The sequence below is a fragment of the Saccharothrix longispora genome (assembly GCF_030852425.1).
GTDB lineage: Bacteria > Actinomycetota > Actinomycetes > Mycobacteriales > Pseudonocardiaceae > Actinosynnema > Actinosynnema longispora.
Window position 1 is genome coordinate 252,419 of the sequence record NZ_NSDM01000004.1, and the last position, 23,383, is coordinate 275,801.

Genomic DNA, 23,383 nt, shown 5'->3' on the forward strand with positions numbered 1-23,383 from the left:
TTCTGCTCATTGATCACGATCGGGTCGACGTGCTCGTCGTAACCTGGATTTCGTTCTGCTGACTCACCTGAGGACCAGGCCGAAGCGCTCGTGCAGGGCCCGCGCCTGCTCGGGCGTGGCGAGGGCGATGACGGTTTCGTGGACGTGGCCCGGGTCGCGGTCGAAGCCGACGTCGTGAAACCTGCGCGGGTCGTCGGGGGAGAGGTGGTCCACGGCCTCGGCGGCCGCCAGGTGGTCGAGGTACTCGTCCGAGAAGTGCTCGGCGCGGACGGTCACGACCTCGCCGTTGCGCGTGAACCCCAGCACGTCGTCGCGCGGGCCCTCGGCGACGTCGCCCTCGCCCCGGTGCAGCCGGACGGCGGTGACGGTGACCGCGCCGCCGGTCAGCTCGGCCGCCCGCGCCAGCAGGTGCTCGTAGGACTCCTCCAGGAAGTCGACGTCGTCGGCGTGGACGCTGACCGCCAGGTCGAACGACTCCAGTGCCGACGCGACGCCGTACGGGTCCAGTGGGTCCCGCGCGTACTCGGCGAGGTCGTCCAGGACCGCTCGCGCCTTGTCCGCGGAGATCATGCCGATCTCCAGCAGGACGGCGGCCACGCGCTCGTAGGTCATCGGGGGATCGTTCGACACGGGGCGATCCTGTCAGGCCGGCGGGTCCGGGGCGGTCGCGTTCGGGAAGGTCTCCAGCGCGGCGAGCGCGGCCGAGCCGGTGGCGACCAGGTTGCGGAGGCCGGCGGCGGTGACCAGGAGTTCGAGGCCGTGCCGGCCGCCGATGGTGAACCCGACCTCGTCGGGGCCGGCCTCCCACTCGATCGCCGTGTCGTCGCGGATGCGCGCCCAGGCCCGTACGTCGGTGCCGCCCTTGATCATCGCGTAGCTCATGAGATGAGTGTGGTGCGTCTTGGGAATTCCCGAAACTACACGTTTGGGTGTAGCCCTAGGCTGACCTCATGGAGAGCAACGCGCGGGCGCGGACACTCGGCGCGGAACTGCGGGACCTGCGCAAGGCGCGGGGGATGAGCATCGTCCAGCTCGGCGAGCGGGTCGGGTCGAGCAAGAGCATGCTCAGCCGCATCGAGCGCGGCGAGCGGTTCCTGACGGAGACCGAGCTGGCCTCGGTGCTGGGTGCGATGGGCGTGGTCGGCGCGAAGCGCCGGGAACTGCTCGCCCTCACCCGCGACGCGTCCCGGTCCAACTGGCTCGCCACGGGCGCGGACCTGCCCCGCCAGCTCAAGGCCCTGGTCGAGTACGAGCAGGTCGCCACCGCCATCACCGACGCCACCGCCCTCCTGGTGCCGGGACTGCTCCAGATCCGGGAGTACACCCGCGCGATCATGGTCGAGAGCGGTCTGGCCCGCGCCGACGCCGAGGCCCGGGTGAAGGTCCGCCTCGACCGCCAACGGGTCCTCACGCGCGTGCACTACCTGGCGATCCTCGACGAATCCGTGCTGCGGAGGCCGATCGGAGGGCGGGCGGTCCTGGCGGCCCAGGCGCGGCACCTGCTGGAGGTGGCCGACCTCCCCAACGTCACCCTGCGGGTGGTCCGGGAGGAGAGGGGCTGGTACCCGGGCCTGTTCGGCTCCTTCGCCCTGCTGGAGTTCGACCGGACCGCGCCGGTGGTGCACCTGGAGCACCTGCGGCCCACCGTGTTCCTGGACAAGCCCGAGGACGTTCAGGCATACATGGACATCAAGCCCACCCTGCTGGCCGCCGCCGCCAGTGCCGAGGACTCGGTGGGGGTGATCGCCGGGTACGCGAAGGAGTACGAGCGATGAGCGAGTGGCGCAAGTCCAGCCGGAGCGCGACCGAGACCAACTGCGTGGAGGTCGCGCACGTGGACCGGCGGGTGGCGGTGCGGGATTCGAAGAACCAGGCCGGGCCCGTGCTGACGTTCGGCCCCGGCGCCGCGACGAGCTTCCTGGGGTGGATCAAGAGGGCGTGACCGGCGCGCTAACGTCGGGAGGGTGACCGAACCGGCCTACCTCCGCTTCCCGCACCTGCACGGCGACCTCGTCACGTTCGTGGCCGAGGACGACGTGTGGCTGGCACCCCTCGACGGGGGCCGGGCCTGGCGGGTGACCGCCGACCAGGTCCCGGTGTCCCACCCGCGCTTCGACCCGACCGGCACGCACCTCGCCTGGACCAGCCGCCGGGACGGCGCGCCCGAGGTCCACCTGGCGCCGGTCGACGGCGGCCCGGCGACCCGCCTGACCCACTGGGGCGACTACTCGACCGGTGTGCGCGGCTGGACGCCGGGCGGCGAGGTCGTCGCCGTCACGGCCGCCGGGCAGGCGTCGGGCAACCGCAAGTGGGCGCACGCCGTGCCGACCGACGGCGGCCCCGCCGACCGGCTGCCGTTCGGGTGGGTCGACGACGTGTCGTTCGGCCCCGCCGGCCAGGTGGTCGTGACCTCCGTCTACGGCCGCGACCCCGCGTGGTGGAAGCGGTACCGGGGCGGGGCGGCGGGCAAGCTCTGGGTGGACGTCGAGGGCGCCGGCGAGTTCGACCGCATCCTGCCGGAGCTGACGTCGTCGCTCACCTCGCCGGTGTGGGTGGGCGACCGCATCGCGTTCCTGTCCGACCACGAGGGCGTCGGCAGCCTGTACTCGGTGCTCCCGGACGGCTCCGACCTGCGCCGGCACACCGAGCAGGAGTTCTACGCGCGCGTCGCGTCCACCGACGGCACGCGGGTCGTCTGGCAGCACGCGGGCGAGCTGTGGGTCCTCGACGGGCTGGACGCCGAGCCGCGCCGGGTCGACGTCGCGCTGGGCGGTCCCCGCACGGCGCGCCGGCCGCGACCGGTCGGCTCGCGCCCCGACGACTTCCACCCGGACCGCACCGGCCGCGCGAGCGTCGTGGAGGTGCGCGGCACCGTGCACTGGGTGACGCACAGGGACGGGCCGGTGCGGGCGCTGGCCGAGCAGCCGGGCGTGCGGGCCCGCCTGCCGCGCGTGGTGGGCGACGCCGTGGTGTGGGTGACCGACGCCGACGGCGAGGAGGGCCTGGAGTTCTCGCCGGTCGGCGGGGTCGAGCCGGGCAACGAGCCGCGCCGGGTCGCGGTCGGCAGGCTGGGCCGGGTGCTGGAGCTGGTCCCCTCGCCGGACGGGCGGCGGCTCGCGGTGGCCACCCACGACGGGCGGCTGCTGCTGGTGGAGGTCGAGTCGGGCGAGGTCCGCGAGGTGCTGGCCGGGGCGAACCCGCACGTGGACGACCTGGCGTTCTCCCCGGACTCGAACTGGCTGGCCTGGGCGCACCCGGGTCCGCGCCCGCTCCAGCACATCCGGATGACGAACACGACCGACCTGTCCGTGGTGGACGTGACGCCGCTGCGGTTCTCCGACTTCTCGCCGACGTTCACCGAGGACGGCCGGCACCTGGCGTTCCTGTCGGTGCGCAGCTTCGACCCGGTGTACGACGCGCACGTGTTCGACCTGGCGTTCCCCACCGGCTGCCGCCCGTACCTGGTGCCGCTGGCGGCGACCACGCCGTCGCCGTTCGACCCGATGCGGCTGGGCCGGCCGGTCGGCGACGACCCGTCCGACAAGGACAAGGACAAGGACGACGAGAACCCGATCACCGTGGTCGACCTGGACGGCCTGGCCGACCGGGTGGTCGCGGTGCCGGTCGGCGCGGCCAGCTACGCGGGGCTGACCGCGGTCAAGGGCGGCCTGCTGTGGCTGCGCTCGCCGCTGCGCGGGGTGCTCGGCGACGACCTGCCGAGCGGCGCCCGCCCGCCGCGCGCGGTGCTGGAGCGGTTCGACCTGGCCAAGTCGCGCACCGAGGTGCTGGTGGACGGCCTGGACGCGTTCGACGTGACCGGGGACGGGCAGCGGGTCGTCGTGCGGGACGGCGGCGACCTGCGGGTCGTGCCCGCCGACCGCAAGGTCGACCCGGACGACGGCGACTCCGTCGAGGTGGACCTGTCCCGCGTGCGGGTCGTGGTGGACCGGGCCGCCGAGTGGCGGCAGGCGTACGCCGAGGCGGGCCGGCTGATGCGGGACAACTTCTGGCGCACCGACATGGGCGGCGTGGACTGGGAGGGCGTGCTGGAGCGCTACCGGCCGCTGGTGGACCGGCTGGGCAGTTACAGCGACCTCCTCGACCTGCTGTGGGAGGTGCAGGGCGAGCTGGGCACGTCGCACGCCTACGTGATCCCGGCGCACGGCACGCGCGGTCGCGCGGTGGGGCTGCTCGGCGCGGACCTGGCGCGCGACGAGTCGGGCGCGTGGCGGGTGACCAGGGTGATCCCGGGGGAGACCTCGGACCCGGCGGCCCGCTCGCCGCTGGCCGCGCCGGGTGTCGCGGTGCGCGCCGGCGATTCGATCGTCGCCGTGGACGGGCGGCAGGTGGACCCGCGCACCGGTCCCGCGCCGCTGCTCGTGGGCACGGCGGGCAAGCCGGTGGAGCTGACGGTGCGCCCCGGCGGCGGCGGCGAGCCCCGCCGGGTCGTGGTGGTGCCGCTGGAGGACGAGGAGCCGCTGCGCTACCACGCGTGGGTGGCCGACCGGCGTGCGCGCGTGCGGGAGCTGTCCGACGGGCGGGTGGGCTACCTGCACGTGCCGGACATGATGGGCGCGGGCTGGGCGCAGCTGCACCGCGACCTGCGGGTCGAGCTGGCGCGCGAGGCGGTGGTGCTCGACGTGCGGGAGAACGGCGGCGGGCACACGTCCGAGCTGGTCGTCGAGAAGCTCGGGCGCAGGATCATCGGCTGGTCCGTGGCGCGCGGCTACACCACCGCGGACAGCTACCCGGGCGACGCGCCGCGCGGGCCGGTGGTGGCCATCGCGGACGAGTTCGCCGGGTCCGACGGCGACATCGTCAACGTGGCCATCAAGGAGATGGGCATCGGGCCGGTCGTCGGCACCCGCACGTGGGGCGGGGTGATCGGCATCGACATGCGGTACCACCTGGTCGACGGCACGCTGGTCACGCAGCCCCGCTACGCCACCTGGTTCGCCGGTCCCGGGTGGGGCGTGGAGAACCACGGCGTGGACCCGGACGTGGAGGTCGTGATCACGCCGCAGGACCGGGTGGCCGGTCGTGACCCGCAGCTCGACACGGCCGTGCGGCTGGCGCTGGAGGCGCTGGAGACCCGACCGGCCGCCACTCCGCCGCAGCTCCCGCCGCTCGGTTGATCGAAACCACCCGGGCGCGTGATCCCGTGGTGGTTGCGGCCACCGGTCCCGGACCGACCAATGGACAGCACGTGGGTTCGTCGTCGGGGGGTCGGGTTGAGTCATCGGTCGTTGCCGCGCTCGGGGCGCGGGTGCTTCGCGGCGGTGGTGCTGCTGCCGCTGGCGGCGGCGGGCGGGTTGGCGGCGCTGCTGGCGACCGTCGACCGGCCCGCCCCGCCCGCGGGTGACGTGGTCGGCGCGGTGCCGGCGAGCGGCCGGCACGCGCCGGTGAGCACGCGGCCCGGCGTGCCGCCCGCGCCGTGGGAAGAGGTGACGGGCGCGCCCGCGGACCGGCGGGAGGTCCAGCGGGGCAGGCCCGAGCCGACCGCGTGGCCGCGGCCCGACGAGCCGCGGCGCACGGACGAGCCGCGGCCGGGGCGGCCACCGGACCCGGCGGCGCCGTGGACGGTGGTGCTGCCGACGTTCCCGTCGCCGCCGTCCCCGCCGACGGGGGCCGGACCGACGAGCACGACGTCGGTCCCGCCGAGGCCGTCGTTGCCGGGCCTCTCGCCGGACCACCCGACGAGCGCGCCGGGCACGACCGAGCCGACGCCCCCGGGCACGACCGGGCCGGACCCCGGCGCGCCGACGACGGAACCGGGTACGCCCGAGCCGGGTACGCCCGAGCCGGGTACGCCCGAGCCGGGTACGCCCGAGCCGGGTACGCCCGAGCCGGGTACGCCCGAGCCGGGTACGCCCGAGCCGGGTACGCCCGAATCGGGTACGCCCGAGCCGGGTACGCCCGAATCGGGTACGCCCGAGCCGGGTACGCCCGAATCGGGTACGCCCGAGCCGGGTACGCCCGAATCGGGTACGCCCGAGCCGGGTACGCCCGAATCGGGTACGCCCGAGCCGGGTACGCCCGAATCGGGTACGCCCGAGCCGGGGCCGACCGAGCCGGGGCCGACCGAGCCGGGGCCGACCGAGCCGGTCTCTCCGGGAGCGGGGCGGCGGATCGGGTGACGCGGTGGAGGCGGCCGGTCGGGGCGGGGGCAGGGGGTCGCCCCGCGCACGCCCGGCGCGCCGGTGACGAAGGCCACGGCGAGCGGCGACGTGCCGCCGGCGAACGCCTCCCGCCGCTCGAACGTCCTCGTTGTGGTGGTGGAGCGCACCACCGCGACGACGACCGGGAAGGCCACCAGGATGCCGACGACCAGAGCCGCCTCCGACCACGCGCGCGGTCCGACGAGCCCGTCGGCGGGGTGCACGGCGGTCCCCTCACGGAGCGTTGACGGGGGCTTACCGGGATCGGGCGGGCCCGCGCTGCCCCGTCCAACGGGCGAAGGGGCCTTGACCAGGCATTCCGGTCGTTCGACGCAGACCGCCACGTGATGTCCGCCGAAAAGGGTGAACGAGCACGTAGCCTGGGTGCCGTGGTCGTCCCGCCGCCCTCGAAGCCGAAGCCGGAACCGCGTCCGCGCGGTCACGTCGGCAACCTCGTCGGGCGCCTGTCGCTGGTGCTGCTGCTGATCGCCGTCGTGGCGGGCGGCGCGTGGGCGCTCGGCGCGCTGAACCGCTCCGCCCCGCGCCCCGGCGCCGAACCGCCGTTCCCGGTGCCGTTCCTGGAGGTGGAGCCGGGCGCGTCCGCGCCGGGCACCGGCGGTCAGGTCCCCGTCACCGGCCAGGCGTCACCCGCGGAGACCGGCACCGTCGAGCCGCTGACCGCGTGGGCGTCGTCGCTGTCGGGGAAGATCGACGTCCCGGCCCGCGCCCTGCGCGCCTACGCCATCGCCGACCTGGTGATGCGCGCCCAGAACCCGTCGTGCCGCATCTCGTGGGCGACCCTGGCGGGCATCGGCCGCATCGAGTCGCACCACGGCACCATCGGCGGCCTGAAGCTCGGCGAGGACGGCAGGCCGTCGCAGCCGATCATCGGCATCCCGCTCGACGGCTCGCCGGGCGTCAAGGCCATCGCCGACTCGGACGGCGGCACGCTCGACGGCGACACCACGTGGGACCGCGCGGTCGGCCCGATGCAGTTCATCCCCACGACCTGGGCCCGCTACGCGATCCGCGCCAACGGCGACGGCGCGTCGCCCGACCCGCAGAACATCGACGACGCGGCCCTCGCCGCCGCCCGCTACCTCTGCTCGGGCGGTCGCGACCTCGGCACCGGCTCGGGCTGGTGGGCGGCCGTGCTCGACTACAACAACTCGACCGAGTACGGGCAGAACGTGTTCAGCGGGGCTGAGGCGTACGCCAGGGCCAGCACCGGCACCTGAGACCGCCCGGCCGGCGGTCGCGGGCGGGCTAGCGGTCGCGCTCGACCGCGAGGCGGGCGCTCACCTCGCCCAGCGCCTCCTGGTACTCGGGCGTCGGGTTCATCGCCGCCGCCATCCGCAGCTGCGTCAACGCCTCCGGCAGGCGGCTCTGCCGTTGCAGGGTCCGGCCGAGGGCGAAGCGCGCGTAGTGGTCGCTGGGGTCGATCTCCAGGACCTTGCGGAACGCCTCCTCGGCGCGCGCGAACTGGGCCGACCCGAGGTAGGCCCGACCGGCGAGCAGTTGCACGCCCGCTTGCTCCGGCGCCGCTTCGAGCACGATGCGGAGCTCGCGCAGCGCCTCCAGGGGTCGGCGCTCCGCGAGCAGCGCCTCGGCTCGGCGGAACGCCTCGAAGGTGCTGTCCGTCATGGTCCGATCAACGCTACCCGCGCATCCGGTCGCGGTACGACAGCCGACCGGATGACGGGACGGCGTGTCACGCGAGCCGCGTCACGCGAGCAGGGCGTCGTGCAGCCAGGACAGCACCGGGGTGATCGACGCGGGCCGCTCCACGTGGGCGTTGTGGCCCACCCCCGGCAGCACCAGCCCATCCGGCTGGGCGGCGCGCAGGTGGTCCGGCGGGCACATCGGGTCGTCCTCGCCGGCGGCCAGCAGCACCGGGCAGCGGGCCGCGCCGAGCAGCCCGTCGACGTCCGGCGCGCCGACCCCGAACGCGGCCGGGTCCAGCGCCGCGCGCCACCCGCCGGCCACCTCGACCACGCCGTCGTCCAGCGGCACGCCCGCGAGCCTCGACGCCCAGTCGGCCGCCTCCTCGCGGGTCGGGAGCACGCGGGGCGGCCTCGCGGCCAGCGACGCGGCGCGCGCCAGCTCGTCGTCGGTCCACCGCAGCTTGACCCCGAGCCCGGCGGCGGCCCGCACGTCCACGCCGAACCACCCGCTCGCCAGCGCCAGCGCCACCACGCCGCCCAGCGAGTGCCCCAGCACGGCGACCGGGCCCGGCGGGACCGCGGCCGCCACCGCCGCGGCGAACGACCCGAACGAGCAGCGGGCCGGCGGTGCCGAGCGGCCGTGCCCCGGCAGGTCCACCGCCAGCCACGACCCGGGCCACGTTTCCGCAGCTGAGCGCCATACCGAGCCCGTGGCGCCCAGCCCGTGCAGCAGCACCAGCAGCGGTCCCGAACCGCCCCGTGAGACGTGAACCAAGACGTAACCTCCCGTGAACACGGCCGCCACGGCGGAGCCGGGGTTTTCCCACACCTTGCACCAACTAGGCTCGGCACCGATACAGAGATGGTCTGACGAGGGAGCGCACGTGGCGGTCATCGAGCAGGTCGGCGCCCGCGAGATCCTGGACTCGCGAGGCAACCCGACCGTCGAGGTAGAGGTGGCGCTGGACGACGGCACGCTGGAGCGCGCCGCGGTTCCGTCCGGCGCGTCGACCGGTGAGCACGAGGCGGTCGAGCTGAGGGACGGCGACGCCAAGCGCTACCTGGGCAAGGGCGTCGAGCGCGCGGTCACGGCGGTGCTCGACGAGATCGGCCCCGAGCTGGCCGGCATCGAGGCCGTGGAGCAGCGCGTGGTGGACCAGAAGCTGGTCGACCTGGACGGCACGCCGGACAAGTCCCGCCTCGGCGCGAACGCCATCCTCGGCGTGTCGCTGGCCGTGGCGAAGGCGGCGGCGGCGTCCAGCGGCCTGGAGCTGTTCCGCTACATCGGCGGCCCGAACGCGCACATCCTGCCGGTGCCGATGCTGAACATCCTCAACGGCGGCGCGCACGCGGACACCGACGTGGACATCCAGGAGTTCATGATCGCGCCGATCGGCGCGGAGAGCTTCCGCGAGGCCCTGCGCTGGGGCGCCGAGACGTACCACGCGCTGAAGTCGGTGCTGAAGTCGAAGGGCCTGGGCACGGGCCTGGGCGACGAGGGCGGTTTCGCGCCCTCCCTGTCGAGCAACCGCGACGCGCTGGACCTGATCCTGGTCGCGATCGAGAAGGCCGGCTTCACCCCCGGCCGCGACATCGCGCTGGCCCTGGACGTGGCCGCCACGGAGTTCTACTCCGACGGCGCCTACACGTTCGAGAAGACCAAGCGCAGCGCCGAGCAGATGACCGGCTACTACACCGAGCTGGTCGACGCCTACCCGATGGTGTCGATCGAGGACCCGCTGTCCGAGGACGACTGGGACGGCTGGGTGCGGATGACCGCCGAGCTGGGCGAGCGCGTGCAGATCGTCGGCGACGACCTGTTCGTGACCAACCCGGAGCGGCTGGAGGAGGGCATCTCCCGCCGCGCGGCCAACGCGCTGCTGGTGAAGGTCAACCAGATCGGCACGCTGTCCGAGACGCTGGACGCGGTCGCGCTGGCCACGTCGTACGGCTACAAGTCGATGATGTCCCACCGGTCGGGCGAGACCGAGGACACCACGATCGCGGACCTCGCGGTCGCCGTCGGCGCGGGCCAGATCAAGACCGGTGCCCCGGCGCGCGGCGAGCGCACCGCGAAGTACAACCAGCTCCTGCGCATCGAGGAGGCCCTGGGCGACGCGGCTCGCTACGCCGGTGACCTGGCCTTCCCGCGGTACACGCCGGAGGGCTGATGTCGGCACGGGAGCGCGACCCCCGCCGCGGCCCTGACGCCGTGCGGGGGTCGCGCCCTGCCCGCGCGCGCCGCGCCGGGGACGGCACGACCGGCAAGGCGGCGTCCGGCAAGGGCACGGGCGGCGCGTCCGCGGCGTCCGGCAAGGGCGCGGGGCGCTCGGCCACCGGTCGGGGGAAGGCCGGCGCCGCGAAGGCCGGTCCCGCGAAGGCAGGGGGCAGGCCGGCGGCCCGCAGGCCGCAGTCGAGGGCCCGCAGCCGGGCCGGCGCGGGCACGGGCGGCGCGTTCGGCATGACCGGCACCCGCCGGGCCGCCCTGCTGGCCATGGTGGTGTGCGCGCTGGCGCTGAGCATCGCCGTGCCGCTGCGCACCTACCTCGCCCAGCGCGAGGAGCTGCGGGAGGTCACCGCCTCGCAGGAGACCCTGCGCGCCGAGGTCGCCCAGCTGGAGCAGCGCAAGCAGGAACTGGCCGACCCCGCGCACGTCGAGGCCGAGGCGCGGCGCCGGCTGCACTACGTGCGACCGGGGGAGACGCCCTACGTGGTGCAGCTCCCCGGCGACGCGGAGCGCGAACTGGAAGAACGGCGCCCGGCGACCGAGCCGGCCGAGGACAAGGCGTGGTACGAGCAGTTGTGGGATTCGGCGGCGGCACGATGACGGTGGGCGACGAGGACCGGGCGGCGGTCGCGGCCCAGCTGGGGCGCGCGCCGCGCGGCATGCGGGAGATCGCCGCGCGCTGCCCGAGCGGGCACCCGGCGGTCGTGCAGACCAGCCCCAGGCTGGAGGACGGCACCCCGTTCCCCACGCTGTACTACCTGACCTGCTCCCGGTTGAACTCCTACGTCAGCAGGCTCGAAGGGGCCGGCCTGATGAAGGAGATGACGGACCGGCTGGCGACCGACGGGGACCTGGCGCGGCGCTACCGGCGCGCGCACGAGCTGTACCTGGCCGAACGGGACGCGATCGAGCCGCTCGGCACCACCGTCACGGCCGGCGGCATGCCGGACCGGGTCAAGTGCCTGCACGTGCACGTCGCGCACGCCCTGGCCGCCGGGCCGGGGGTCAACCCGTTCGGCGACGAGGCCCTGGAGCGGCTGGCCGAGTGGTGGCCGAGCGGGGATTGCTCGTCAACGGTGAAAAACCGCCCCTAAGGGCAGCTGCCGGGCACAAAGCCGGTGCTCACCCGTGACACCGCCGTTCGGATCAGGCAGGCTGGGTCGTGGCCGGGTGACGAGGCGATGGGGAGTTCGTGGCTGTGCCGAAATCGAGGCGACGCGCGCGCAAGCGGACGGGGGTCCGGCGGGGCACGCTGACACCACGTCAGTGGGGCTTCGCGTCGGCGGCGGTCGGGGCGATGCTCGTGCCCACGCTCCTGCACGGGATGAACCCCGTGGACTGGGTGGCCCTGTCCGGCGGGTCCGACATCGAGGCCATCCCGCCCGGCCCCGGTGACGTCCTGGGCACCCTCGCCCTGGACCGCGGCTCGCTGGGCGCCGGCGGTCGCCTCCCGGAGGCCGACGAGCTGTCCGCGTCGCTGCTCGCGGACGCCGACGACCCGTCCGAGTTCGAGGACGACCTGCCCCCGCTGGAGGGCGGCTTCCTCCGCGAGGGCCAGCACGGCATCCCCGGCGTCATGCTCGACGCGTACATGCGCGCCGCCGACCGCCTCGCCGAGACCACGCCGGGCTGCAACCTCGACTGGTCGCTGCTGGCGGGCATCGGCCGCATCGAGTCGGGCCACGCCCGCGGCGGCCGGGTGAACGAGAACGGCGACACGGTCAACCCGATCCTCGGCCCCGTCCTCGACGGCGGCCCCGGCATCGCGGCGATCCGGGACACCGACGGCGGCCGGTACGACGGCGACCGCACGTGGGACCGGGCCGTCGGCCCGATGCAGTTCATCCCGTCGACGTGGGCGGGGTACGCCGCCGACGGCAACGAGGACGGCAAGAGCGACCCGAACAACATCTACGACGCGACCATCGGCGCCGGCAACTACCTGTGCGCGGACGGCGCGGACGTGGGCGACCCGGAGCAGCGGGCCCGGTCCGTGTTCCGCTACAACCACTCCAACGAGTACGTCGCCACCGTCCTGTACTGGGCGGACCTGTACGCCAACGGCGTCACGCCGCTGCCCGACCTGGTCGGTTCGGACGAGGACTACCTCCCGGACGACGACGAGGGCTCCACCACCAGCCCCGGCGGCGGCTCCACGACCCGGCCGGGCACGTCGAACCCGCCGGGCACGTCGAACCCGCCGGCCACGTCCACCACCACGGCGCCCGGCACGACCACGAACCCGGGCACCACGATCACGATCACGCCGACGGGCACGACGACCACGACGACCACGACGACCTCGCCGACCTGCCCGACCACGCCCACCAGCACGACGACCACCACGAGCACGACGACGACCGCCCCGACGACGACCACCGCGGTCCCGCCGGACTGCCCGACCCCCACGACGACCACCACGACGACCACCGCCGCGAGCACGCCGGGCACCACGACCGGTCCGGCCGGTTCGTCGGACGCGGCGCCGGGTTCCTCGTCGGTCGGCTCCTCCCCGGCGGGGTCGTCCTCGGCCGGTTCCTCGTCGGCGGGGTCGAACTCCGCGCCGTCGGTCACGTCCTCGATGAAGCCCGCCTGACGACCGTCGCCGTGCCCGCGCACTAGGCTTGCCGGTCGAGCACCGAGTGCGTGGAGGTAGCCGGCATGGCGCGTGTGGCCGCGATCGACTGCGGGACGAACTCGATCCGCCTGCTGGTGGCCGATGTGACCACTTCGGACGGTGGCGGGCGGTGGTTGCGGGACGTGCACCGGGAGATGCGCGTCGTGCGGCTGGGCCAGGGCGTCGACGCCACCGGTGAGCTGCACCCGGACGCGATCGCCCGCACCCGGGCCGCGCTGGTCGACTACACGGCCGTGCTGCGGCGCAAGGGGACCGAGCGGGTGCGGATGGTGGCGACCTCCGCGACCCGGGACGCGCGCAACCGCGACGCCTTCTTCGACATGGTGCGCGAGGTGCTGGGCGCCGAGGCCGAGGTGATCACCGGTGACGAGGAGGCGCGGCTCTCGTTCACCGGCGCGGTGTCGGACCTGGACCCCGACGAGGGCCCGTTCCTGGTCTCCGACGTCGGCGGCGGCTCGACGGAACTGGTGCTGGGCACGTGGGACGGGGTGGCGGGGTCGGTCGCCGCGGCGCGGTCGGTGGACATCGGGTGCGTCCGGCTCACCGAGCGGTGCCTGCGCGACGACCCGCCCACCGAGCGGCAGGTCGAGGACGCGGTGCGGGTGGTGCGGGACGTGCTGGGCGAGGCGTTCGACGCCGTGCCGACCGGTGACGCCCGCACGTGGATCGGCGTCGCGGGCACCGTCACCACGCTCGTCGCGCTGGCGAAGGAGCTGCCGGAGTACGACCCGGAGGCGATCCACCTGGCCCGGCTCACCGTCGACCAGATCCGGGAGACGACGGCGCGGCTGCTCGCGATGGACCACGACCGGCGCGCCGCGCTCGGGCCGATGCACCCCGGCCGGGTGGACGTCGTCAACGGCGGCGCGCTGATCGTGCGGGCCCTCGCCGACCACCTCGCCGGGCACGGCGTGACCGAGCTGGTGGCGAGCGAGCACGACATCCTCGACGGGATCGCGTTCTCGGTGTCCTGAGCGACCCCGGCGGGCACCGCCCGCGCACCGGTCGTCCGGGTGCCGGCGGCCGGTGCCGGACGTTGTCCGGTGTCGACGGACCGGCCTGACAGTGGTCACGTCCCCGCTGGTCGAGACCGTGATCATCGATCAAGGCCGACGCCTTCGGGTTGTCCGCTGATCGACTTCGGCGCCCGCCGGGACAACTGTCAACTGGGATCGGCCGTGATCAGGTCGTGACCCGGTCACCCATGTGACCCCGACCACGGCGCGAATACCGTCCCTCCCACGCTGTGGAAGCGGTCGACTCTGCTCGGTCACACCCGAACAGGTGGGAGGACCCATGTCACGTGCACGCTTAGTCCCCGCAGCACTCGCGGTCGCCGTCGTGGCGGCCGGCTGCGGCGCCGCCGAGGAGAGCCCGACGGGCTCGAACACCGAGGCCGGCATCACGATCTTCAACACCGAGCCGGAGAACCCGCTCGTGCCCGGCAACACCACCGAGGTGGGCGGCAGCCGGGCGCTCGACCCGATGTTCACCGGCCTGGTCGAGTACCGGTCCGAGGACGCGCAGCCCGCGAACGCGATGGCCGAGTCCATCGAGACGACGGACTCCAAGGTCTTCACCGTGAAGATCAAGCAGGGCTGGACGTTCCACGACGGCACGCCGGTCACCGCGAAGAGCTTCGTGGACGCCTGGAACTGGACCGCCTACGGCCCCAACGCCACCCAGGGCGCCAGCTTCTTCTCCCAGATCGAGGGCTACGGCGAGGTCCACCCGAAGGACCCGGACGGCGCGGACGGGCCGCAGGAGGCGCCCACGCCGACCGTCAAGGAGATGTCCGGGCTCAAGGTGGACGGCGACCACCAGTTCACCATCACCCTGTCCGAGCCGTTCTCCGTCTTCCCGGTGACCATCGGCTACGAGGTGTTCGCGCCGCTGCCCGAGGCGTTCTTCGAGGACCGGAAGGCGTTCGAGGCCAACCCGATCGGCAACGGCCCGTTCAAGTTCGTCTCCCGCACGGTCGGCACCGACATCAAGCTGACCCGCTACGACGACTACAAGGGCGACGACAAGCCGAAGTTCCGCGACCTGACGCTGAAGGTCTACCAGAGCCGCGAGTCGGCCTACGCGGACCTCGTGTCGAACAACCTGGACTTCATGGAGGAACTGCCGCCGAACGCCCTGGCCGGCAAGAAGTACGAGACGGACCTGGGCGACCGGGTCGTGCAGCGCGAGACGCTGAACATGCAGACCATCGCGTTCCCGTTCTACCAGCCGCCCTACGACAACGTGGAGCTGCGGCGCGCGATCTCCATGGCCATCAACCGGGAGGAGATCACGCAGCGGATCTTCGAGGGCACCCGGAAGCCGGCCGACGGCTGGGTGCACCCGCTGATGAAGGGCTACAAGCCCGGGCAGTGCGGCGACTACTGCGCGTTCGACGAGGCGAAGGCCAAGGAGGCGTTCGCGAAGTCCGGCTACACCGGGGAGATCGTCCTGCTGTCCAACACGGACGGCGGGCACCAGGAGTGGGCCGAGGCGGTGGCGAACAGCATCAAGAACACGCTCGGCGTGGAGGCGCGGTTCGTGCCGTCGACGAGCTTCGGCGAGTTCCGGCAGAAGGTCAACGCGCACGAGATGACCGGCATGTACCGGGCGGGCTGGATCGCCGACTACCCGTCCATCGAGAACTGGCTGACGCCGCTCTACCGCACCGGCTCGTCCTCCAACGACGGGCTCTACAGCAACCCGGCGTTCGACGCGAAGCTCGCCGAGGCCGACAAGGCCCCCAGCGAGGAGGAGGCCATCGACCTCTACCTGGAGGCCGAGCGGATCATGGCGCCGGACATGCCCGTCATCCCGCTGTGGACGCAGTTCACCGTCGGCGGCAAGTCCGACCGGCTGAAGGTCGCGAACCTCGACCCGTTCCGCGCCCTCGACCTCGAATCCGTGGAAGTGGCGTAGCGCTCGGTGTGATCGGGCCGGTCCGCCGCCCCCCGCGGGGTGGCGGCGGACCGGCCCCCGGCGGTGGGAGGCTCCGTTGGGGCGCTACGTGCTGCGCAGGCTGCTCCAGATGGTCCCGGTGTTCCTCGGGACGACGTTCCTGATCTACGTGATGGTGTGGGCGGTCCCCGGCGACCCGTTCGAGGGCAAGTGCGGCGAGCGCGACTGCCCCGAGTCGTACGTGTCGGCGATGCGGGACCGGTTCAACCTCGACGACCCGCTGCTCGTGCAGTACGGCAAGTACCTGCTGAACCTGCTCCAGGGCGACTTCGGGCTCACCTCGTCGGGTCTCCAGGTCGCCGACCGGATCGCGGCCACGTTCCCCGTCACGCTCAAGCTCGCCCTGGTGGCGCTGGTGGTCGAGGCCGTCATCGGCATCACCGCCGGCGTGGTCTCCGGCCTGCGCAACCGCGGCTTCCTGGACAGCCTCGTGCTGGTGTCGACGCTGTTCCTGATCTCCATCCCGGTGTTCGTCACCGGGTACGTGGTGCAGCTCGTGTTCGGCCTCCAGCTCGGCTGGATCTCGCCGACCGTGACGTCGCCGACGGTCGGCAACCTGATCGTGCCCGGCTTCGTGCTGGCGTCGCTGTCCATGGCGTACGTGGCGCGGCTGTCGCGGGCGAGCATCTCGGAGAACCGGCGCGCGGACTACGTGCGCACGGCGCTGGCCAAGGGACTGCCGCCGCGCCGGGTGGTGGGCGTGCACCTGCTGCGCAACTCGCTGATCCCGGTGATCACGTTCCTGGGCACGGACCTGGGCGCGTTCCTCGGCGGCGCGATCGTCACCGAGGGAATCTTCAACGTGCCCGGCGTCGGCGGCCTGGTGTTCCGGTCGATCCTCACCAAGGACGGCGCGATGGTGACCGGCGTGGTGACCGTCCTGGTGCTCGTGTACCTGCTGATGACGCTGCTGGTGGACCTCCTCTACGCCGTCCTGGACCCGAGGATTCGCTATGACTGAGCAGATCGCCTCACTGGTCGAGGAACGCCCGCGCGGGCTGTTCGGCGACGCCTGGCACACCCTGCGCCACCGCGCGCTGTTCTGGGTGGCCGTGTCGATCATCCTGCTGGTCGTGCTGATGGCCGTGTTCCCGGGGCTGTTCGCGTCCGGCGACCCGAACCTGGCGCAGCTGTCCCGCTCGCGCGGCGCGCCGTCGTCGGAGGCGTGGTTCGGCTACGACAACCAGGGCTACGACATCTACACGCGGGTCGTGCACGGCGCGCGGGCGTCCATCGTGGTCGGTCTGCTGTCCACGGTGGGCGTCGTGCTGGTCGGCGCGTCGATCGGCATGCTGGCCGGGTTCTACGGCGGCTGGCTCGACGCGGTGGTGTCGCGGATCGCCGACGTCTTCGTGGGCGTGCCGTTCGTGCTCGGCGCGATCGTCATCCTCACCACCCTCAACGCGGGCGGTGACGCCGGGCCGGTGCGGATCGTCGCGCAGGTCGTGCTGTCGATCTCGGCGCTGTCCTGGCCGGTGGCCATGCGGATCATGCGGTCCACCGCCATCGCCGCCAAGCAGCAGGACTACGTGAAGGCGGCGCGGGCGCTGGGCGCGCCGTCGTCCCGGATCATCGCCAAGCACATGCTGCCCAACTGCGTCGCGCCCGTGCTCGTGTACTCCACGATCGCGCTGGGCGCGTTCATCGGGGCCGAGGCGACCCTGTCCTACCTGGGCATCGGGTTGCGGCAACCCGTCGTGTCGTGGGGTGTGATGATCAACAGCGCCAAGGACTACCTGCGGGTGGCGCCGCACGCCCTGCTGTTCCCGGCCGGGTTCCTGACCGCGACCGTGCTGGCGTTCGTGATGCTGGGCGACGCCGTGCGCGAAGCCCTCGACCCCAAGTTGCGGTGAGGTGGGCTGTGCTGGAAGTCGAAGACCTGCACGTGGAGTTCCGCACCCGCGACGGCGTGGCGCGGGTCCTCAACGGCGTGACCTACCGCGTGCACGCGGGCGAGACGCTGGCCGTGCTCGGCGAGTCCGGGTCCGGCAAGAGCGTCACCGCGCAGGCCGTCATGGGCATCCTGGACACGCCGCCCGCGTTCGTCACCCGCGGTTCCGTGCGGTTCCACGGCGAGGAGCTGCTGACCGCCTCGCCGGAGCGGCGGCGCGCGGTGCGGGCCTCCGGCGTGGCGATGATCTTCCAGGACGCGCTGTCCGCGCTGAACCCGGTGTTCACCGTGGGGTTCCAGATCGAGGAGCAGCTGCGGCTGCGGCGCGGGATGACCCGCAAGGAGGCGCGGGCGCGGGCGGTCGAGCTGCTGGACCTGGTGCGCATCCCGTCGGCGAAGCAGCGGGTGCGCGAGTACCCGCACCAGTTCTCCGGCGGCATGCGGCAGCGGGCGATGATCGCGATGGCGCTCGCCCTCGACCCCGAGGTGCTGATCGCCGACGAGCCGACGACGGCGCTGGACGTGACCGTGCAGGCGCAGATCATGGACCTGCTGCGGGAGATCCAGCGCGAGCGGTCGATGGGGCTGGTGCTGATCACGCACGACCTGGGCGTGGTCGCGGAGGTCGCCGACCGGATCGCGGTGATGTACGCGGGGCGGATCGTGGAGGAGGCCGACGCGGTGTCGCTGTTCCGCTCGCCCGGCCACCCGTACACGGCGGCGCTGATGCGGTCGCTGCCGAGGCTGGACTCGTCGAAGCACTCGGCGCTGGAGACCATCCGAGGGCTGCCGCCGAGCCTGCTGCGCATCCCGCCGGGGTGCCCGTTCCACCCGCGCTGCCCGCGCGCCGAGGCCGTGTGCGCGGTGGACGTGCCCGCGTTCGTGCCGCTGGGGTCGGTGCCCGGCGTCGGGCGGGGCAGTGCGTGCCACTTCGCGGAGGAGGTCGTCCGTGGCTGAGCTGCTGGAGGTCAGGGACCTGGTCAAGCACTTCCCGGTGACGCGCGGGGTGCTGTTCCGGCGGACGGTCGGGCGCGTGCGGGCCGTGGACGGCGTGTCGTTCTCGCTGCGGGCGGGGGAGACCCTGGGCGTGGTGGGCGAGTCGGGGTGCGGCAAGTCGACGCTCGCGCAGGTGCTGATGCGCCTGGAGCCGCCCACGTCCGGGACGGCGCTGTTCGAGGGCGCGCCGGTGTTCCCGCTGCGCGGTCCGGCCCTGAAGGCGTGGCGGCGCGACATGCAGATCGTGCTCCAGGACCCGTACACGTCGCTGAACCCGAGGATGACGGTCGGCGACATCGTCGGCGAGCCGTTCGACATCCACCCCGAGGTGGCGCCGCGCGGGTCGCGGGCCGGGCGGGTGCGCGAGCTGCTCGACGTGGTGGGCCTGAACCCGGAGCACCTCAACCGCTACCCGCACCAGTTCTCCGGCGGCCAGCGGCAGCGCATCGGCATCGCGCGGGCGCTGGCGCTGCGCCCGAAGGTGATCGTGTGCGACGAGCCGGTGTCCGCGCTGGACGTGTCCATCCAGGCGCAGGTGATGAACCTGCTGGCGTCGTTGCAGGCCGAGTTCGGGCTGTCCTACGTGTTCATCGCGCACGACCTGTCCGTGGTGCGGCACCTGTCCGACCGCGTGGCCGTGATGTACCTCGGGAAGATCGTGGAGATCGGCACCGAGCGGGAGATCTACGAGCACCCCACGCACCCGTACACGCAGGCGCTGCTGTCGGCCGTGCCGGTGCCGGACCCGTCGCTGCGCGGGCGGCGGGACGTGATCAGGCTGACCGGCGACGTGCCGTCCCCGATCGACCCGCCGTCGGGCTGCCGGTTCCGCACGCGGTGCTGGAAGGCGCGGGACGTGTGCGCGGCGGAGGAGCCGGCGCTGATCACCCGGGTCGGCGACCACCCGAGCGCGTGCCACTTCGCCGAGGAACGCCACGTGGTGCCGTGACGCGGCGCGGCGCGGGCCGACCCCTCGGGAGGTCGGCCCGCACCCGTCGGCCGGATCAGATGAAGAAGAGCCAGTACTGGTCGGCGAGGTCGGTACAGGTGTACTGGAAGGCGCCTGCCCCGTTGGCGCCGCCCTGCACCACCAGGCACTTCCCGCTGTTGACGTTGCGCAGCTGGACGTAGCCACCGCCCTTGTTGACGGCTGTCCAGTACTGGTCGGCGAGGTTGGCGCAGGTGTACTGGAAGGCGCCTGCCCCGTCGGCGCCGCCCTGCACCACCAGGCACTTGTTGCTGTTCAGGTTGCGCAGCTGGAAGGTGCCGCCGCCCTTGTCGTCGACCGCCCAGTACTGGTCGGCGAGGTAGGTGCAGGTGTACTGGAAGGCGCCTGCCCCGTTGGCGCCGCCCTGCACCACCAGGCACTTCCCGCTGTTGCCGTTGTACATGAACCACGGGCCGTCGGCGGTGGCCTCGGCCGGCGAGGCCACCGCCGACGCCGCGGACGGGGTGGCCGGCGTGCCGTCGGCGGGCGCGGCCGTGGCGGTCGAGGACGTGGCGACGAGCGCCAGGACGCTGAGCAGGGTGAGAACTAAACTGGCGAAGAGCTTGCGCATGACTTCCCCCTCGTATCGGAGTGAGCACACTCAACGTAGCGAAGGTGCAGCTCAAGACGTTGAGTAAAGTTTAATGAACAAGATGTGATCTGTGTCACGTGCTGTTGGGGTACGACGAGGAGGTCCTGTGCCACCTTCGGGAGCGCGGCGCACCCTGGCGCAGGCGCTGAGCAGGTTGATCGACGAGAAGGCGAAGTGCGACGGCGAGGCGTCCGTCGCGGACCAGGTGATCGGCGAGGCCATCGGCAAGTCGCGGACGACGGTGTGGAAGCTGCGGACCGGGCAGGAGGTCAACCCGAAGGTCGAGACGCTGGAGGCCCTGGCCCGTTACTTCGGCGTCCGGGTCGCCTACTTCCTCGACGAGGACGACGTCGCCGACGACCAACTCGCCGCCCTCGCCGCCGCCCGGCGGCTCCGGGAGGCGGGGGAGAAGTACGGCGTGCCGGACGTCAACGCCCGCCTGGCCGGCCTCTCGCCGGTGGCCCTGGCCGCGGTCGCCCGGCTCATCGAGCGACTCGGCGACCCCGAGCGGTCGGGTGACCCCGGGCGGTCCGGCCCCGAGGGGCAGGTTTCGTCCGACGTGGACTGACGCGTCCCGGCGCGGTGGTGACGCGACCACCGCGCCGGGACGGGATCAGCGGTTCGAGGCGGACTGGACGAAGGCGGCCAGGTCCTTCGACTGCTGCACGCGGCTGGGCTCGTGGACGTACATCATGTGCCCGGCGGGGTAGTAGGCGTGCTCGATGTTGGCGTGCAGCGCGGCGGGGACGCGGAGGTGCGCCACCACGTGCTCGGCCGCGTAGTACGGGGTCGCGCCGTCGAGGTGCCCGTAGGCGATGTGGACCTTCAGGTGCGGGTTGGCGCGCATCGCCGCCGCCAGCTTGTCGGCCACCGTGACGTGCTTGCCCTCGAACTCCTTGTACGACCACGGACGCACGTTGCCGGTCAGGATCTCGTACGGCAGGTCGTTCTCGTACCCCAGCTCGGCGCGCACGTAGTGGTTCAGCGCCGCCGTGTACGGCCCGAGGATCGCCGAGTACGACGGGTCCTGGCTGAAGTGCTCGCGGCCGTAGTCGTCCTCCGGGCCGGTGAAGCGCGAGTCCAGCCGGCCGACGACCTGGCGCCGGTCGCGCAGCAGCTCGGTGAAGAACCGGACGTGCTCGATCCGCAGGTCCACGCGGTCCACGTAGTCGACCGACAGGCCGGTGAGGGACGCGAGCCTGGTCACGGTGGCCTCGCGCTCCTCGGCGGTCAGCCGGTTGCCGCGCGCCAGCGCCCACGGGTAGTCGCGGGAGGCGAAGTCCTCGGCGTCGGCCAGCACCTCCTCCAGCGGGCGGTCGCCGTGCAGGCCGTGGTAGTGCGCGATCGCCGCGTACGTGGGCAGGAACAGGGTGTGCGGCAGGTCGTTGCCCTCGCTGAAGTCCAGCGTGGTGAAGTCCAGGACGGACGAGATGAGCATCAGCCCGTTGAGGTACATGCCGTAGCGGGTCTGGAGGTAGTCGGCGAGCCCGGCGGCGCGGGTCGTGCCGTACGACTCGCCCGCGAGGAACTTCGGCGACATCCACCGGCCGTTGCGCGACGTCCACAGGCGGACCACCTCGCCGACGGACTCCAGGTCGCCCTGGAAGCCGTGGTACTGGCCCGGCTTCTCGCCCTTCACGGCCCGCGAGTAGCCGGTGGACACCGGGTCGATGAACACCAGGTCGCTGTGCGCGAGGAGCGTCTCGGCGTTGTCGACCAGGTCGTACGGCGGGGGCGCCAGGTCGCCCACGTCACCGGAGACCACCCGGCGCGGCCCGAGCAGGCCCAGGTGGAGCCACACGCTGGAGGACCCGGGGCCGCCGTTGAACGCGAACGTCACCGGCCGCCGCGCGGGGTCGGCGCCGTCCAGGGTGTACGCGGTGACGAAGACCTCGGCCTTCGGCTGGTGCCCGTCGAACGTGCCCTCGGTCAGCACCTCCTGGCGCAGCACCACCCGACCGGTGGTCGTGGTGTAGTTCAGCTTGCGCCGCTTGACGGTGATGCTGTGCCGGGTGGTGACCAGGTCGTCGGTGGGGAGGTCCTGCGCGGAGTCCTTCCCGGCGTCCTCGGGCTGCTCGTCGGTGGTCTTGTCCGTCATGGTCGAACTCTACGATCGGAGCCGAGGTCCGTGCTCGACCTTTCCGCCCTGGACGAACGCGTTACCAGTTGCCGCGCCTGCCCCCGCCTGGTGGCGTGGCGCGAGGAGGTCGCGCGGGTCAAGCGGGCCGCGTTCCGCGACCAGGTCTACTGGGGGCGGCCGGTGCCCGGGTTCGGCCCGGCGGACGCGCGGTTGGCGATCGTGGGCCTCGCCCCGGCCGCGCACGGCGCCAACCGCACGGGCCGCATGTTCACCGGCGACCGCTCGGGCGACTTCCTGTACGAGGCGATGCACGCCGTGGGCCTGGCCACCCAGCCGACCGCCACGCACCCCGGTGACGGCCTGGAGCTGATCGGCACCCGCATCACGGCCCCGGTCAAGTGCGCCCCGCCGGAGAACAAGCCGACCCCTGAGGAGCGCGACAACTGCCGTCCGTGGCTGGTCAGGGAGCTGGAGCTGCTGCGGCCGACGCTGCGGGCGGTGCTCGTGCTCGGCGGGTTCGGCTGGCAGGCCCTGCTGCCGGTGCTGGCGTCGTGCTGGGCGGTCCCCCGCCCGCGCCCGGTGTTCGGCCACGGCGCGCACGTGGTGCTGGAGGCGCACGACGACGGCGAGCCGCTGCACCTGTTCGGCTGCTTCCACGTCAGCCAGCAGAACACCTTCACGGGTCGCCTGACCCAGTCGATGGCGCGCGACGTCCTGCGCGCCGCGAAAGAGGCGGCCGGAGTAGGTTCTTGACCGAACCGGCGTGCGGTGAGTTGCCCGTTCTCATACTCGGTGATCGTTGACAGAGCGCCGTCCTGTTGGCAGGATTGGGAAATCGTAGAAGCCCCCCACGGGTGTACCCGTGGGGGGCTTTGCTGTTTCAAGGGTTTTCACCATCGGAGGTTCGCTTTGTGGATGGCCGTCGCCACGTTCGCAGCAGCGCTGATGGGGCTGGCGGGGCACGCGCTCAGGCTCCGCTTCTTCCGCCACGTCTACGACAAGGGAGGACGAGAGGACCTGAGGGCCGCCGCCGACGCCGTGTGGAACTCCGGGTCAGCCGACTCCCGGACCGCTCAGGAAGCCGTCACGCCGAACGCCGCTGAAGGGGTGCGGGCCTCTCTCGGCGAGGTGCTCGCCCCGGGGGACAGGGTCACCGAGGCGGCTTGACGGGTGGCGGGTGTGGAGGTG

At 73.1% G+C, this 23,383-nt stretch carries 24 protein-coding genes; 17 read left to right on the forward strand and 7 right to left on the reverse strand.

Translation table 11 applies throughout. The features are described from left to right. Positions 1-63: 63 nt before the first annotated feature. Positions 64-630, reverse strand: coding sequence for a hypothetical protein (locus tag CKY47_RS11975; protein ID WP_306745795.1), 567 nt, complete (start codon positions 628-630; stop codon positions 64-66). A gap of 12 nt (positions 631-642) precedes the next feature. Beyond that, positions 643-882 (reverse strand): hypothetical protein, encoded by a 240-nt coding sequence (locus CKY47_RS11980; protein ID WP_306745796.1) that lies wholly within the window; start codon positions 880-882, stop codon positions 643-645. A 68-nt stretch (positions 883-950) separates the two neighbouring features. On the opposite strand from CKY47_RS11980, the gene CKY47_RS11985 reads away from it, so the two are divergent. From CKY47_RS11985 to CKY47_RS11995, 3 genes are read left to right on the forward strand one after another with little or no spacing between them, the layout of a single operon-like run. Then, positions 951-1,775: a helix-turn-helix domain-containing protein gene (locus CKY47_RS11985; RefSeq protein ID WP_306745797.1), complete on the forward strand. Its 825-nt coding sequence runs from the start codon at positions 951-953 to the stop codon at positions 1,773-1,775. Continuing rightward, a complete protein-coding gene (locus tag CKY47_RS11990) occupies positions 1,772-1,942 on the forward strand; it encodes a DUF397 domain-containing protein (protein ID WP_306745798.1) in 171 nt (56 codons plus the stop codon). Before CKY47_RS11985 ends, CKY47_RS11990 begins: the two co-directional genes overlap by 4 nt. Positions 1,943-1,964: 22 nt before the next feature. Beyond that, on the forward strand, positions 1,965-5,135 hold the full coding sequence (locus tag CKY47_RS11995) for a S41 family peptidase (RefSeq protein ID WP_306745799.1): 3,171 nt from the start codon (positions 1,965-1,967) through the stop codon (positions 5,133-5,135). 101 nt (positions 5,136-5,236) lie between these two features. Here the strand turns inward: CKY47_RS11995 and CKY47_RS12000 are convergent, their stop codons facing one another. Continuing rightward, entirely contained in the window at positions 5,237-6,382 is a 1,146-nt protein-coding gene (locus CKY47_RS12000; RefSeq protein ID WP_306745800.1) for a hypothetical protein, read from the reverse strand. Between the two features lie 165 nt (positions 6,383-6,547). Here CKY47_RS12000 and CKY47_RS12005 point away from each other — a divergent pair, with 165 nt between their 5' ends. Then, positions 6,548-7,396, forward strand: a complete 849-nt coding sequence (locus tag CKY47_RS12005; RefSeq protein ID WP_306745801.1) for a lytic transglycosylase domain-containing protein — start codon at positions 6,548-6,550, stop codon at positions 7,394-7,396. Between the two features lie 28 nt (positions 7,397-7,424). Here the strand turns inward: CKY47_RS12005 and CKY47_RS12010 are convergent, their stop codons facing one another. Beyond that, entirely contained in the window at positions 7,425-7,802 is a 378-nt protein-coding gene (locus tag CKY47_RS12010; protein WP_306745802.1) for a tetratricopeptide repeat protein, read from the reverse strand. Between the two features lie 81 nt (positions 7,803-7,883). Beyond that, positions 7,884-8,597: an alpha/beta fold hydrolase gene (locus CKY47_RS12015; RefSeq protein WP_306745803.1), complete on the reverse strand. Its 714-nt coding sequence runs from the start codon at positions 8,595-8,597 to the stop codon at positions 7,884-7,886. 109 nt (positions 8,598-8,706) lie between these two features. Here CKY47_RS12015 and eno point away from each other — a divergent pair, with 109 nt between their 5' ends. From eno to CKY47_RS12065, 10 genes are all read left to right on the forward strand, one after another. Continuing rightward, positions 8,707-9,993, forward strand: a complete 1,287-nt coding sequence (eno, locus tag CKY47_RS12020; protein WP_306745804.1) for a phosphopyruvate hydratase — start codon at positions 8,707-8,709, stop codon at positions 9,991-9,993. Then, positions 9,993-10,649 (forward strand): FtsB family cell division protein, encoded by a 657-nt coding sequence (locus CKY47_RS12025; protein WP_306745805.1) that lies wholly within the window; start codon positions 9,993-9,995, stop codon positions 10,647-10,649. Before eno ends, CKY47_RS12025 begins: the two co-directional genes overlap by 1 nt. Beyond that, the gene (locus CKY47_RS12030) at positions 10,646-11,143 is read left to right on the forward strand and encodes a DUF501 domain-containing protein (RefSeq protein ID WP_306746014.1); all 498 of its coding nucleotides are present in this window, start codon (positions 10,646-10,648) and stop codon (positions 11,141-11,143) included. The genes CKY47_RS12025 and CKY47_RS12030 overlap by 4 nt, the downstream gene beginning before the upstream one ends. A 203-nt stretch (positions 11,144-11,346) precedes the next feature. Beyond that, positions 11,347-12,645 carry a lytic transglycosylase domain-containing protein gene (locus CKY47_RS12035; protein WP_306745806.1) on the forward strand — a complete coding sequence of 433 codons (1,299 nt, stop codon included), beginning with the start codon at positions 11,347-11,349 and terminating at the stop codon, positions 12,643-12,645. 65 nt (positions 12,646-12,710) lie between these two features. Then, a complete protein-coding gene (locus CKY47_RS12040) occupies positions 12,711-13,661 on the forward strand; it encodes a Ppx/GppA phosphatase family protein (RefSeq protein WP_306745807.1) in 951 nt (316 codons plus the stop codon). A 322-nt stretch (positions 13,662-13,983) separates the two neighbouring features. Continuing rightward, entirely contained in the window at positions 13,984-15,609 is a 1,626-nt protein-coding gene (locus CKY47_RS12045; RefSeq protein ID WP_306745808.1) for a peptide ABC transporter substrate-binding protein, read from the forward strand. Positions 15,610-15,685: 76 nt separating this feature from the next. Next, entirely contained in the window at positions 15,686-16,609 is a 924-nt protein-coding gene (locus CKY47_RS12050) for an ABC transporter permease (RefSeq protein ID WP_306745809.1), read from the forward strand. Beyond that, complete coding sequence (locus CKY47_RS12055) at positions 16,602-17,501, forward strand: ABC transporter permease (RefSeq protein ID WP_306745810.1); 900 nt, start codon at positions 16,602-16,604, stop codon at positions 17,499-17,501. Before CKY47_RS12050 ends, CKY47_RS12055 begins: the two co-directional genes overlap by 8 nt. 8 nt (positions 17,502-17,509) lie before the next feature. Continuing rightward, the gene (locus CKY47_RS12060) at positions 17,510-18,496 is read left to right on the forward strand and encodes an ABC transporter ATP-binding protein (protein ID WP_306745811.1); all 987 of its coding nucleotides are present in this window, start codon (positions 17,510-17,512) and stop codon (positions 18,494-18,496) included. After that, positions 18,489-19,484: an ABC transporter ATP-binding protein gene (locus tag CKY47_RS12065; RefSeq protein ID WP_306745812.1), complete on the forward strand. Its 996-nt coding sequence runs from the start codon at positions 18,489-18,491 to the stop codon at positions 19,482-19,484. Before CKY47_RS12060 ends, CKY47_RS12065 begins: the two co-directional genes overlap by 8 nt. 55 nt (positions 19,485-19,539) lie before the next feature. Here CKY47_RS12065 and CKY47_RS12070 read toward each other — a convergent pair whose 3' ends face one another. Further along, complete coding sequence (locus CKY47_RS12070) at positions 19,540-20,094, reverse strand: RICIN domain-containing protein (protein ID WP_306745813.1); 555 nt, start codon at positions 20,092-20,094, stop codon at positions 19,540-19,542. Positions 20,095-20,221: 127 nt separating this feature from the next. On the opposite strand from CKY47_RS12070, the gene CKY47_RS12075 reads away from it, so the two are divergent. Then, entirely contained in the window at positions 20,222-20,683 is a 462-nt protein-coding gene (locus tag CKY47_RS12075) for a helix-turn-helix domain-containing protein (RefSeq protein ID WP_306745814.1), read from the forward strand. Positions 20,684-20,728: 45 nt separating this feature from the next. Here the strand turns inward: CKY47_RS12075 and CKY47_RS12080 are convergent, their stop codons facing one another. Beyond that, positions 20,729-22,213 carry a S10 family peptidase gene (locus CKY47_RS12080; RefSeq protein ID WP_306745815.1) on the reverse strand — a complete coding sequence of 495 codons (1,485 nt, stop codon included), beginning with the start codon at positions 22,211-22,213 and terminating at the stop codon, positions 20,729-20,731. A gap of 30 nt (positions 22,214-22,243) precedes the next feature. Between CKY47_RS12080 and CKY47_RS12085 the strand changes: the two genes are divergently transcribed. Together CKY47_RS12085 and CKY47_RS12090 are read left to right on the forward strand one after the other, a co-directional pair. Continuing rightward, positions 22,244-22,948, forward strand: coding sequence for a uracil-DNA glycosylase (locus tag CKY47_RS12085; RefSeq protein ID WP_306745816.1), 705 nt, complete (start codon positions 22,244-22,246; stop codon positions 22,946-22,948). Between the two features lie 162 nt (positions 22,949-23,110). Then, complete coding sequence (locus CKY47_RS12090) at positions 23,111-23,362, forward strand: hypothetical protein (protein WP_306745817.1); 252 nt, start codon at positions 23,111-23,113, stop codon at positions 23,360-23,362. Positions 23,363-23,383: the final 21 nt, after the last annotated feature.